The sequence below is a fragment of the Enterobacter cloacae complex sp. 2022EL-00981 genome (assembly GCF_028737495.1).
Taxonomy (GTDB): domain Bacteria; phylum Pseudomonadota; class Gammaproteobacteria; order Enterobacterales; family Enterobacteriaceae; genus Enterobacter; species Enterobacter cloacae.
In genome coordinates, this window is the sequence record NZ_JAQZRK010000015.1 from 12,619 (window position 1) to 24,960 (window position 12,342).

The following is a 12,342-nucleotide window of genomic DNA, read 5'->3' on the forward strand; positions in this document are numbered from 1 at the left end:
TTCCTCAATACTCATTTATCAGGACTCAACGCATGCAAATTTCAACTGCACCGACCACGGTGCCTGTTTCGTCACGCCTGTCGCCTGTCGAGGTCTGGCAGATACTACTCAAACATCTTCTGGCACAACACTATGGTCTGACCCTTAATGACACTCCGTTCAGCGATGAAAGCACTATCCGTGAACATATCAATGCTGGTATCTCACTCAGCAACGCAGTGAATTTTATCGTCGGAAAATATGAGCTAGTACGTACTGACCGTAGTGGATTTACGATTATGGAGCAGTCTCCCTTCATCACCAGTATCGACATTCTTCGTGCCCGCCGGGCCACTGGATTGATGAAACGTCAGGGTTATAAATCCATCAGCAATATAACTACTGGTCACCTTCTCCAAGAGCAACATTTACGATGATGATCCCAGCCCCACCCGAGAAATATGGTTCTGTAGCCTATGCATAACACTTCATTCTCCTAATCCCACCACCTGCGCCAGCCCTTCTAATGCTGGCGTTTTTTTGTTTGCACATAAACACGGCTATAGCTATTCCCGCTACAAATAGCGGGAATAGCTATAGCATGAATTTTATTCGTAAAAATCAGGGAGAAATTAACCCAGCGTTTGGCTAGCTGCCTGAGGAAAACTCAATAGCTAAGAAGGATTTTACGTTGATCAATGTAGATTAAATTCACTTACACCAGCCGTTACATAGATTAAAGTTGGCTTGTAAAAAGAAGAAAGATATTTAGCTAACTGTTTGATTTAGATGGTGCGATAATAGGAACATAACACAACCCATCCAACCATTGATAAATATACATATTTTCTTGTTTCATCTTTATAAATGCCCCCTTTTGTGCCCCCACCTTGTTTTTCATGCGACTCGATGAGGTTTTCATTGAGTCGCCAATCTCACCAGTTTCTTCACAAACCGTGCAAATCTTCTCGGCTCTTGAAGACCCCCTCACTGCCGCGAATGACTAAGAACAATATTACTTACTTCCCGATAAGAGCAACTTTTCATTAATCCACATGCTCTTCTGGCATGAAGGATATCTGTCACGGTCAAATATGGTACTTGTCCCTGTGAGCTAAATCCTCTGCGATCAATGCGAACCAGTTCGTACTTATCTACCAGGAAGTTGACTGCATCGGCCAGGATAATCCCAGCATCAATATGTTCCTTAATTACAGTTTCATCACTGAACGGCGTGTCGTTCAGTGTCAGACCATAGTGCTGTTCAAGCAGACGAGTAAGTAACATTTGCCAGACTGCAACGGGCGACAGGCAGGGCTTCGCCGCCCGCGAAATTGTAGCAGGTAGATTTTTCATGTTTGCTCTCGTGAAATTTGTTAGCGTTGAGTGGGATAAATGGCGATGTATACGTAGCCGCAACTACCAAGGGTATCGGCTTCGCAGGTGAAACCGTTGTGGTACAGAGTGACACAGTGGGCATGGCGAGAATTCATTTCACCAGTGGTCAGCATCGATTCCATCTGACGGATAAAATGCGGAAATACGATATCCAACTTCAGGCATTCGGCGTCACTGAACTTACCGGTGATACTAGCCCGGTCAGCCAGATAGTGCAGCCGGTTGCCTTCCTGAACTAATCTGACTCCAAGCCGTGGAACAATATCGCTTTTTATCCCCCATTCATGGGCTGGTATTAATGACATGAAAACCTTCCTTTAAAGCAAACTAAGTTCAGCAAAAGACACCACCTCGTTTCCGATTACAAGATGATCCAGCACGCGCACTTCCACCAGTGCCAGCGCTTTCATAATCCTCTGAGTAATATGTTTATCCTGCTGGCTGATTTCTGTCGTACCAGACGGGTGGTTGTGAGCCAGAATGACCGCAGCAGCGTTATGTCTCAGGGCTGATTTAACCACTTCGCGGGGATGCACTTCGGTATGGCTGAGCGTGCCGGTAAACAGTGTTTCTCGTCCCAGCAGGCAGTGTTGATTATCGAGATACATCACGATGAAGACTTCCCTCTCCAGGTGCGCCATCTGCAGTTGCAGCCAGGTTTTTGTGAGGCTGGTGGAGGTAAATGACTCACTCGGTTGACGCAGGTATTTCTCAACCAGTCGTAATGCCCTTCGCATTACGCGCTGCTCGTTTACCGGAAACACCGGCGATAAATTGGATACAGACATAATGGTTCCTTAAAACAAAAGGCCCCGCTGGTTTTTTAGCGGGGCCTGAAGAATGATAAAAAGTTTCATGACGCGAGATGCAACATATTCTCGGCCATCACCCACAGAGCACGATTGAGCTTCACATCTCCGTCGATACCGTTTACCGAACGGGTATGAGCACGCTTACCGCTGATCGTGCGCCCCGAAAGACCACCTTTAATCAGGTTTTCCTGAATACGCTGGTAAGTGGTCCACAGGTCGTTGCTCTCGTCCTGCCAGCGACGTGGCGAAAGTATCTGCGATTCCGTCACCGGTTGATGCTCTTCACCAAAGCGATAGGTTAATGCTGCTTTCGCCATTGCCTGCTGTGCGGGTGGCGGCAACAAAAGCGACTGCATGGCATCGCGTTTCTCTTCTACGCGGTCAAATATCCCCAGTACTTCGTAGGCTCCTTCAATGACTTTCTCGACTACGTTGCCTTTGTGCGGCACCCGCACCTCACCGAAACTCTCCCCGCATACCAGCCCGTTCTGGCATACGGCACGAAATAACCCCGGCAGCATCTGGTAAGAGCTGGAACCATCATGGCTGTTCAACAGGATAATTTCTGGCACCTGTTTGCCGGTAATTTGTCCTTCCCGGCGCAGACGAAGCATGTGTTTCGTGTGCTCTCGTTTACTTTCATCCCGGACGCGGGTCTGGCAGGCAAAGAACGGACGAAACCCTTCACGTTGAAGGTTATTCAGCAAAGTAATAGTGGGAATGTAGGTGTAGCGTTCGCTCCGGGATTCATGCTTTTCTTCGCTGAAGACGCTTGGCACATAATGGGCCAGTTCGTCGCGGGTTAATGGGCGGTCACGACGTACAAGGTTGACTGCACCAAAGCGGCTGGCTAAACGTGTCATAGTTAATTCCTTTAAAAATGGGCATAAAAAAGCCACTCCACTGGAGTGGCTTCGGATGGAAGATAAATTATTCAGGGAGAAGCTGGTGGCTGGTCTTGCTGTGGCGACAGTTCACTGTCAGGTAATGTCGGCGGAGTTAGCTTGTCGATCTGGTAATGTTGTAATCGCTGCAGAATAAAGGGTTTACTGTACTGGAAGTATCGAAGACACCATTCGTACTTCACGACTCGCCTTATGATCAGAGGCAAGCGTTCATACGCTTTGCTGCACACCGATAAAACAAAGGCATCATCATTAATTCTGTCCTCTGCTATTGCAGCCAGCCCTTTGATAAAGGAGCGCTTCAGCTTTTGTCGAGAATTAGCTTTCAGGTGAACGTCGGAAGGCGATAGTACGTGTGATCCAGGAGCTTGCACACAAACCGTGTTGCCAGATAGGGGCTTTTTCAGGCAAGAGTGGCGAGTTTTTTTATGAGCCTTATCAGGCTAAGGGTCATCAGGCTGGCTCCCAATGTTTGGCATACGACCGACTTACTCCTTAGCAGAGTGAGTCCTGCAACGCTAAAAACAACGGGCCAGGTCAGATCCAGTGATTGTGTATCTATATCGTCAGGGAATTTCGGGTATTTCATAGGACTGTCCATAATACGTCCGGTATCGCGGGTAGCGTATACCGGACCGGGTAAATAATTAGGGGAGATCGACGGAAGCTATTTCCTCAGAAGCGTTTGTGGGACCACTGTAAACGCCGACGTATTCATTTAGAGGGAAGATAATTACTGCATTATTCTTCGGATCAAAAGTGCAACCATTTAATCCTGCAATTGCAGCAGTTTTCCCTGAGTTTTTATTTTTCACAATCAGTTTATTGTCTGCACAGTTGCTGGCTTTAACAAAACTCACTACATAACCGTCCTGCTCAGCGACGGTTTCAGTCGTCGTTAGTTTTGGCTCAGGGCTACGTCCTGTCTGCCCACTTACGCGCTCGCGGCTGTAAGGAACATATTGAACAGCGTCGTTACGCATGGTTGGCGGGTCGTTGTTCATGCTCAGGTAAACAGGGCAGTCAGCAGCGCCCACTGCACAGCTCTTACTGAAAATAGTACGAGACGGCCAGCCTTTAGTGCCAATGTAGGCTGCACCAGTTTCATCCAGGCAGTAAGTTTCCTCCCATGCATAGTCTTTATTTTGGCCCGGCATGGTGCGGGTGGTAATAAGGCAGGTCAGAGCTTTCACTGGCTTACCGTCGTAGCGGATAAAGTTTTGCTCCAGCGGTGCACCCGGGTACAGCAGGGGCGATATGTTTGCAGCCGCAGCCTTATTTTGCGCATCAACCGAAGCACTGGCCTTTCCGCTATGTTTTACGTTCACGGCCTCGTTGTTCATGTCCCGCAGCATTTCGCCGCCTTTTTCTGTCAGAAAGAAGGTATAGCGCTCAGGATGAATGTTCCCCTGAATAGTGATAGCAGAGCTGAATGCCGGGAGCGAAAGGGTGCAGACTAAAACCAGGCGTGAAATGAATGTCGCCATAAAAGATATCCTTACTGATGATTAACAATGTGGGAGCATGAGTTACTGGAAGGGGTGATTAATGGCTGATGCAGTCTTCCCAGTTGAGGTCCGACAGAGCGTCCCTGAGCCCTGCGGTTTTGAACGGGTGAGATACGGGTTTATTCATCCGGGTGATTTCAATTTGCCCATGGTTGCCTGTGTTTTTGAGCGCTATAAAAGCCGCCTCATCTAGCGGGTAATGAACAGCGTTGATATTGATTCCCATGGATTCTTGTCCATTATCTGGTATATCCATTGGCTCCTTATCAGACCCGCTGTAGCTCACTATCAAATTGCTGTCCCGGCAGGTGATCGTCATACGTTCTCCGGCGCTATTGTCGGCGTTAAGTTCAAACTCCATCGCATTGACAGTGCCAAACCAGTTGCCCCATTGCTGCTCCTGGCCCATGGCGTGCACAACACAGCTAAACAATGTTGCACCGAAAAGAAGTACAGATGTGATCTTCAACATAGAAATTCCTTACTATTGTTTTACAAACGAAAAATGGCCTTTTGTAGTACAAAGGGCCATTCGATCGTATGCATTTTGTCCGGGGCGGGATAATCGTTATTACTGATCAGTTACCAGGAATTGATCGTTATTATCTATGCAAATAACGATCAATAATTCACTATCGATAGGTAGTGACTATCATTATTTGAAGTATCGATCGGTGTTGCAGATCAATGCGGTGAGACACTCCAGAATCTGTCCGGAATGATCTCACCGTGGTAATACAGGTCTGAAAAAAAATGGGATGCGTCAGAACGCGGGGATGCTCAGTCTTCGTCCTTGTCACCTTCCATCATCGCTTTTTGCAACCTCGTCCAGATTTTTTTTGAGGTTGAGCCCGGATTTTTATCTGGCATCGGTGCTGAGTGTTCATCACTGCGAGGTAATTTCCCCATACGTTTCAGAGCTTCCCCAATGGAAATATGCGTAACCTGGCCATCGCTGGAATTATCAGTAGGAGAGGCGTGCAGTACCGTTGCATTATGAGTTTGACAGTCCTTTTCTTCCTTTTCCGTTATTTCATTGACCGGAGCATATTGGCTATAGGACTGTATTTCCGGTATGAAGGACATGTTACTGATAGTAGCAAGCTCGGTAAGTGTTGTGACTGTAAATGGTTCAGAAACGGGATTGGGCGCGGATGTTTTATTCTTTATCCGGGCACGCAAAGATGCTTTTCTTTCTCTGGTATCAGAAGTTGCTCTGTACTGATGTACCTGCCATGCCTTTTTAAAACGTTGCATAAATAGTTCATCTTTTAAAAACAAATAAATGAACAAAAAATAAAACTTAACAGCCATGTATTTTTCAAAGGAGCCTGACGGCCTCAGCATGGACAGCATACTGCTGTTAGTAAAAGGTGCCGGATTGGTTTCTCCTGTATAATGCCCCTCACGGTCTTTTCTCCGGGTATTCATTCGACTTCTATCTTTCTGAATGTATTTCCATGCCCAGTCGCATTTTTTCTTGCTTTTTGGTGAAAGAGGGAAATTTATACTCGAAGGATAAATTTCCTCCCACTTGTTACGAATCTGGCGCATCAGATCGAGCCTGGCTTTAAGGGTCGCAGGTGCACGGTCAAAAAAATCCTCTATAACTGATAGACGCTCTTTATTATCGACAGGGTAAGCATCCAGTTCCAGTTTATTGTAAAGGGAATCATGTATATTGGGATAGCGTTGGTTCCTTATTCTACCAACTATAAAAACGTCCAACTCAAGCAATTTGAATGAATCGTGTATCTGGCTTTTGATAAACAGCCATGTGAAGTAGCAAGCATCAGGTGATTTTTTTACCCAAGAAAATTCAGATGCGGGTATCTGGAGTGATTTAAACTCATTAAAATCTATTGTGTAGATCCTCTTAACCTCATTATCTTTTATCAGTCGCACAGCCTGATTAATTGCCTCTTCAGCGATTTCAATATTACTGCCAAATATGTCATCTGCATTGTAAATGTTTTTAGTTGATGCCAGTTTATTGGTCAGTATGGCCAGATCCTGATCAGATAGATACCACAAGAATAATCTCATGGCCCTCCTGTTATTTATTATTGCACTGTGCAGTGAATTTTCCACAAGTTACGTCCTGTAATACGTTTCGATTAAATTTCAATCATCATAAGGTCAGGTATAAAAATAGTCAAAAAAGAAGAGTGAAAACTAGTTATTTTCATAGCTATAAACGTAGTTTTTTATGTAGTAAAAAATGTAGTACATGACTGGCCTGTAAGTCTCGTAACGTCAGGGCTTTTACCATATTTATGGATGTGATTTCAGCATGGATTTCTGCTTCCAGTTTATCAAAGTGTGACGACAGGGTGACTTCTGAGCATCTGCAGTAAAAGGTTGCAGCTTTTCAAATGCTGCCCAGATCACTGGGAATGTAAAATCGTACATACGCGACCAATGACATGAAAGGATGCCGACCGGTGTCCTCCTGATAAATTACGGAAACATGTCATGAGCACTATTAATATTCACGAAGATAAATTCGTTAGCATGCAGTTCATTACTGAACTGACAGGGTTATCTGATAAATGGTTTTATAAGCTGGTGCATGAAGGTAAGTTTCCAAAGCCGGTGAAGTTTGGTCGCAGCTCCCGCTGGATTGAAAGTGAAGTAAAAGAGTGGATCGAGGAGAGGATTAAATTATCGCGTTCTGGTTCTATTGTAATCTTTAATGAGGAAAACAAGTAAGCCCTTTCCTTATGAAAAACCAGCTAACTTCGGAGTGAATTCTAAATATAGAATGTGAATATCTCCTGGAATTCAGCGGTCGTTTAATACACCAGTTGTGTTGGTATGGTAATATATACTCATCAGTACATACCTGCTATACATGCGTAATATAAACATCAACACCAAGTATCACACTAAAATAAGCAACAATAATTACCACATAAACTTCATTAATATCACATCAGTGATATATGTCCGATACGTTTATCAGTTAAACATGGCATCTACACTCTAACAATCTGAAGTGATATCACTCCCATCCTTTAAAACATTATGGCATCAGCAATGATGCTCTTCATTCTGAGAAAAGAAACAATGAATAATATCTATACACTCAATATGAACCATGCACCATTCAACACTCATTACTTACATCGATTGTCGAATGTCATTCATAACGCTGTGCGTGAACATCCAAGAACAACAGCCATTCGTGTTGACCTTCATGTACCCAATTATAAAGATACCGGTGATAGCATTTCTTGCATCATCGATATGAATAAAGGACTCATGTCCCGTTTTATTGAAGCACTTGATGCCCGTATACAGATATTCCTGAAGAACAAAAGTAAAAATGGCATGAGAGTCTATCCGTGCCATTTACGCTACGCCTGGGTTAAAGAAATTGATAAAGATAAAAGTGATAAACCACACTGGCATGTGGTGTTATTCCTCAATAAGGATGCCTTTCTCGGTCTCGGTGATTATACGGGGAATGATTATAACGTGGCCTCTATGATTCAGGCTGCATGGTTGAGCGCTTTAAAGCTACCTTTAGCTACTGAATATTTAACGCTGATTCACTTCCCTGATAATCCCTGTTATCACCTGAATATCAATAATCCTCCAGCCTACTCTGAGTCATATAACGGTTTAATGTACCGCCTTAGCTATCTGGCAAAGGAACGTACGAAAGTATACAGCAATGAGGAACGGTCATTTGGCTGTAGCCAGTCTTGATCGAACAGGGGCTGGTCAGGGTGTTACCGCCAGCCACATCTCTCAACCAAACACAAAGCCAGCTAACCATGCTGGCTTTTTTATTTTTCTCCGGAGTTCATGATGAATTACTTCGTTTTAGCCACTCATGCCGTCACCGCAAAGGGCGAATGGGTTACACCAGAATCTGTTCAACAGGTTGATTTTGATTCAATGTATTGTATTTACTGCAAACTGCAGATCGGCGTTCAAGTTGATCCACTGACATCTACAAAAACGTTTGTGCACCTACCGGGACATATCAACAATGTTGCTCGGCTCAAAACATGTCGATTTAACAAGCTACAAACAGCACCAGAGCAAACCTCGCTAAAAATCATCCCAACTTCGGAAAAGCCCATTCGACCTACCAACACGAAGATAAGGCAATGGCGATGCTGCTGGTGCCATGTTTGTTGGCATGGAGAGAAGATATGTCCTCAATGTGCTGACTGGATCTATGCAACTGATGTGTAAGAGCTGTATCGATTGCTTGACGCCAAAAAGCGGAAGTTATGCCAAGTAATTATTAAAACAACATCCGGCTCCAAAAGACCTATTGAAATGCGGTCAGCAAAACAGATACATTACGCACGTTGTTACCTTGTATCACCAGGATGTCGTTGACTGTGTTTTTTAGCCGTGAAGTCATTTCCAGAATCGTGCTTATCATCATGGCTGTTGCCGTGCTGAGCAGTTCGCTTATGGCAAAACCACAGGCTATGTATAACGTTCAGGATACAACGTCTGTCAGTGAGCATCAGCACGACAGCGATGAGCCGCTGAATGAACACGATCCGCTACTGTTCCACTCGCACGGTAATGTGCATCACCTCAATGCCGATCATTCCCACGATCTGAACAAGCTCTTCACTCTGACTGCCTTGCAGGCCTGGAACGCAGGTATGCGCGCGACGTTTGCACTGAGTTCAGAACAAATTCTGCGAATGCCACAGGCCACCCCCGAACGCCCTCCGAGATCCCTGTCTGCGTAATAACTGCTGTTAATTCGTTATTATTCAAACTGTAAGGATTTTGTATGAACACCTGCCTTAATTTACAAGGCCGGTTGAGCGGTGGCCTGTTTTCGACTCAGGCGCGTTCGGCTTGTCTGTTTTTCTTATTGTTATTGCTTTTCTACAGCCAGGGTGCGGCCGCACATGGCGTAGCCGAAGGCGACAAAGGGTACATTCAGGAAATCACCGGGATTAACATCATCCCGTTTATCTACCTTGGCGCGAAGCACATGGTCACCGGCTACGATCATCTGCTATTTCTGTTCGGCGTGATTTTCTTTCTCTACAAAATGCGTGATATCGGGCTGTACGTCAGCCTGTTTGCTATCGGGCACTCCACGACGCTGCTTATTGGTACGTTCTTTGATATCAGCGTCAGCGCCTATCTCATTGATGCCATTATCGGACTGTCCGTGGTCTACAAAGCCCTTGATAACCTTGGCGCATTCCAGCGCTGGTTTGGCTTTCAGCCTAATACGAAGATGGCTACGCTTATCTTTGGTTTCTTCCATGGCTTTGGCCTGGCGACCAAAATCAAGGAGTTCGAAATTTCCCCCGATGGCCTTTTCGTCAACCTGATTGCCTTCAATGTCGGGGTCGAGATAGGTCAGCTTCTGGCGCTGAGCGCCATCCTTATCATCATGAGTTACTGGCGGCAGACGGCGAGCTTTTTCCGCCATGCCTACACCGCCAACGTAGTGATGATGAGCGCCGGTTTCCTGTTAATGAGTTACCAGATTTGTGGCTACATTTTAGCCTGAGGGAGAAAAGAGAATGTATAACACCGATTTACCGACCCGCGCAGAGCTGCCGTCTGCGATGAAGCTGATGCAGTCCACTATTCTGGCGGCTATCGTCGCTTTGACGCTGCTGATAACCATCGTGATGCCTTCAGAATACGGTATCGATCCAACGGGCGTTGGCCGTCTGCTGGGCCTTAAACAGATGGGCGAAATCAAAACGCAGCTGGCGGAGGAAGCCGCCACGGACAAACAGGCGAGTACGAGCCAGTGGGGACAGTCAACCACTCCGGTGAATGAACGTCCGGTGCCGGATAACCCGCCGACAATCACGCAAAACAACTATCCGGAGCTGAGCGTTCCGGCGACAACTCGTGCGCCAGAAGCCCCAACTGCCGGTTCTCAGCGCAATCAGCTGTTAATTACTCTGAAACCGAATGAGGCGGCTGAAGTTAAGATGGAAATGCGTAAGGATGCCCGGGTGACTTACCAGTGGACAAGCTCTGGACCTGTCAACGTGGATGCACACGGCGATCCGGTTAACGCACCGAAAGGGTTTTACCACGGCTATGGTAAGGACCGGCAGATAACCTCAAGGGATGGTGTGTTGCAGGCCGCCTTTGACGGTAAGCACGGCTGGTTCTGGCGAAATCGTGGTTCACAAACGATTACTATCCAGCTTGATACCAATGGCGAATACCAGAGCATTAAGCGCGTAATCTGATTAATCAGGCCCGCATTATGCGGGCCTTTTTACACACTTCGGCAATACAAGACTTTACACTCCAGCCTCTTACATCCCCCCCAGGGGGATGCTAATATTTTTAAACCGTTGTCACTGTCCATTGAGAGAAGCACTCAGCGATGTACCTGATGTTTAAACGTTCACCCCGTTATATTCTGATGATTGTCATCATGGCCGTTGGCATGATGATGTCGTCGATGGGCACGTTTGCGTCACACGGTACCAACGGCCTGACAGGTTACGAGATGAATCTGCATGATGCAGAAGTCACCATGACAGTGCAGGATCACTCCCACGACTCGGATATCCCTCAGTCTGGTCACGCAGGCCATCATCAGACAGACCATTTCCATGAAACCCCTCAGCAGCCGCCCTCTGTGGAGATCACCCTCTCTCCTATAGCAGACAGATGGTTGCCGCTCGCCGATCTTCGCAGCCCGGTTAAGGCTACGGACATAATTTACCGCCCTCCAAGCACCCGCAAGATCTGATCGCTGTTGCCGGTAGCAGTTTGCTGCCTGGCGTTTACCAACTTCAGATTTAGCGGAGAAGCTATGTACACAGACTCCATACAGGCGCGTCGTGAGATTGCGCGTAATTTTACTGAACTTAATTATCGCATTAACCCTCTGCACTGGCAGACACTGTGCATGGGCGTGAATCGCGATCTCCAGGCCAAAAAACTGCGTCCGAACGTCCCTGTTCCTTCGCGGCGTAAGGTCATTCCGTTCCTGAAAATGATGCACAAAGAAACGGGTTCGATGCTGAAAGCTATTCTTGCTTTTGGTTTCGATGGTCCCTGGACCTCCAGCGGTGGTTCTTTTCGTCTGGCGCGAGAAATTGGGTTCGACATTGCCCACCATGCGAAAAATATTCACCACAAAAACGGTACCGTCACCTTCCTTGAAATTGGTGCTGCCTGGGCAGGTTTTCGTGCTGAAGAAGCGACCAGCCATCAGGCGACGATTTCCGGGCTTGCCCAGAGTTTCAGGGAGCAGCTTGGGGAGAGTGCATTCCTGCATTTCACCAATCTCACGCCATGGCACGAATCGCTGCCAAAGGGGGTGACTGAGCATCCCTACGTGACGGCAGCCGGTCTCTGCGCACTGGAAAATCGCGGCGTTCAGGCCGGTGGGGTCGATATTATTTATTCCCAGGCCGCAGCCTATTTCGAGCAGGACTACACAACGTTCCTTCGCAGCGCAGCCCGTCTGCTGAAAGGGGATGGCGTCTTAATCTTCAACCATGATCCTGTTCTGGCGAGCGCGATGGATGAAGTCGCGTGGGAGCACGGACTGCGGCTGGTCAGACGTAAGCAAATGGGCGGAATGAATGGCGCGATTGCCCGTTATCACCGGCTTCGTTCATCCCCAGTGAGTCAAATGGTTTTCCCCGGCGTAAACCGGGAACAGGACGATGAAGTGGTCTGTGAATCACTGGTTATGTCGGCACTTCGTCGCAGCGTGGAGGTGTAACGCCCGATATGTTGACGCGCAGACATTTTCTC

The 12,342-nt window shown here is 46.8% G+C and carries 16 protein-coding genes; 9 read left to right on the forward strand and 7 right to left on the reverse strand.

The annotated features are described in order from the left end of the window. Positions 1–32: 32 nt before the first annotated feature. Positions 33–416 (forward strand): TA system toxin CbtA family protein, encoded by a 384-nt coding sequence (locus PUZ33_RS14120; RefSeq protein ID WP_252107812.1) that lies wholly within the window; start codon positions 33–35, stop codon positions 414–416. Between the two features lie 550 nt (positions 417–966). Here PUZ33_RS14120 and PUZ33_RS14125 read toward each other — a convergent pair. The 7 genes from PUZ33_RS14125 to PUZ33_RS14155 all read right to left on the reverse strand — a co-directional run bounded on the left by PUZ33_RS14125 (position 967) and on the right by PUZ33_RS14155 (position 6,648). Continuing rightward, positions 967–1,335 (reverse strand): TA system toxin CbtA family protein, encoded by a 369-nt coding sequence (locus tag PUZ33_RS14125; protein WP_023303149.1) that lies wholly within the window; start codon positions 1,333–1,335, stop codon positions 967–969. Positions 1,336–1,355: 20 nt separating this feature from the next. Then, positions 1,356–1,682 (reverse strand): type IV toxin-antitoxin system YeeU family antitoxin, encoded by a 327-nt coding sequence (locus tag PUZ33_RS14130; RefSeq protein WP_023303148.1) that lies wholly within the window; start codon positions 1,680–1,682, stop codon positions 1,356–1,358. A 12-nt stretch (positions 1,683–1,694) separates the two neighbouring features. After that, entirely contained in the window at positions 1,695–2,165 is a 471-nt protein-coding gene (gene radC, locus PUZ33_RS14135) for a RadC family protein (protein ID WP_023303147.1), read from the reverse strand. A 65-nt stretch (positions 2,166–2,230) separates the two neighbouring features. Continuing rightward, positions 2,231–3,052: a DUF932 domain-containing protein gene (locus tag PUZ33_RS14140; protein ID WP_023303146.1), complete on the reverse strand. Its 822-nt coding sequence runs from the start codon at positions 3,050–3,052 to the stop codon at positions 2,231–2,233. A gap of 689 nt (positions 3,053–3,741) precedes the next feature. Then, complete coding sequence (locus tag PUZ33_RS14145) at positions 3,742–4,581, reverse strand: hypothetical protein (RefSeq protein WP_023303145.1); 840 nt, start codon at positions 4,579–4,581, stop codon at positions 3,742–3,744. Between the two features lie 58 nt (positions 4,582–4,639). Then, positions 4,640–5,074, reverse strand: a complete 435-nt coding sequence (locus PUZ33_RS14150) for a hypothetical protein (RefSeq protein WP_023303144.1) — start codon at positions 5,072–5,074, stop codon at positions 4,640–4,642. 308 nt (positions 5,075–5,382) lie between these two features. Next, positions 5,383–6,648 carry a hypothetical protein gene (locus PUZ33_RS14155; protein ID WP_023303143.1) on the reverse strand — a complete coding sequence of 422 codons (1,266 nt, stop codon included), beginning with the start codon at positions 6,646–6,648 and terminating at the stop codon, positions 5,383–5,385. Positions 6,649–7,077: 429 nt separating this feature from the next. Here PUZ33_RS14155 and PUZ33_RS14160 point away from each other — a divergent pair, with 429 nt between their 5' ends. The 8 genes from PUZ33_RS14160 to PUZ33_RS14195 all read left to right on the forward strand — a co-directional run bounded on the left by PUZ33_RS14160 (position 7,078) and on the right by PUZ33_RS14195 (position 12,310). After that, entirely contained in the window at positions 7,078–7,314 is a 237-nt protein-coding gene (locus PUZ33_RS14160) for a helix-turn-helix transcriptional regulator (RefSeq protein WP_023303142.1), read from the forward strand. Between the two features lie 357 nt (positions 7,315–7,671). Further along, positions 7,672–8,316, forward strand: a complete 645-nt coding sequence (locus PUZ33_RS14165) for an inovirus Gp2 family protein (RefSeq protein ID WP_023303141.1) — start codon at positions 7,672–7,674, stop codon at positions 8,314–8,316. 99 nt (positions 8,317–8,415) lie between these two features. Next, complete coding sequence (locus tag PUZ33_RS14170; protein ID WP_080297790.1) at positions 8,416–8,811, forward strand: putative zinc ribbon protein; 396 nt, start codon at positions 8,416–8,418, stop codon at positions 8,809–8,811. Positions 8,812–8,951: 140 nt separating this feature from the next. Further along, the gene (locus tag PUZ33_RS14175; RefSeq protein ID WP_223259293.1) at positions 8,952–9,329 is read left to right on the forward strand and encodes a hypothetical protein; all 378 of its coding nucleotides are present in this window, start codon (positions 8,952–8,954) and stop codon (positions 9,327–9,329) included. Between the two features lie 44 nt (positions 9,330–9,373). Further along, a complete protein-coding gene (locus PUZ33_RS14180; RefSeq protein ID WP_023303139.1) occupies positions 9,374–10,111 on the forward strand; it encodes a HupE/UreJ family protein in 738 nt (245 codons plus the stop codon). Between the two features lie 13 nt (positions 10,112–10,124). Further along, positions 10,125–10,814, forward strand: coding sequence for a hypothetical protein (locus tag PUZ33_RS14185; RefSeq protein WP_023303138.1), 690 nt, complete (start codon positions 10,125–10,127; stop codon positions 10,812–10,814). A 149-nt stretch (positions 10,815–10,963) separates the two neighbouring features. Next, a complete protein-coding gene (locus tag PUZ33_RS14190) occupies positions 10,964–11,326 on the forward strand; it encodes a hypothetical protein (RefSeq protein ID WP_223826472.1) in 363 nt (120 codons plus the stop codon). A gap of 63 nt (positions 11,327–11,389) precedes the next feature. Continuing rightward, on the forward strand, positions 11,390–12,310 hold the full coding sequence (locus tag PUZ33_RS14195) for a hypothetical protein (RefSeq protein WP_023303136.1): 921 nt from the start codon (positions 11,390–11,392) through the stop codon (positions 12,308–12,310). Positions 12,311–12,342: the final 32 nt, after the last annotated feature.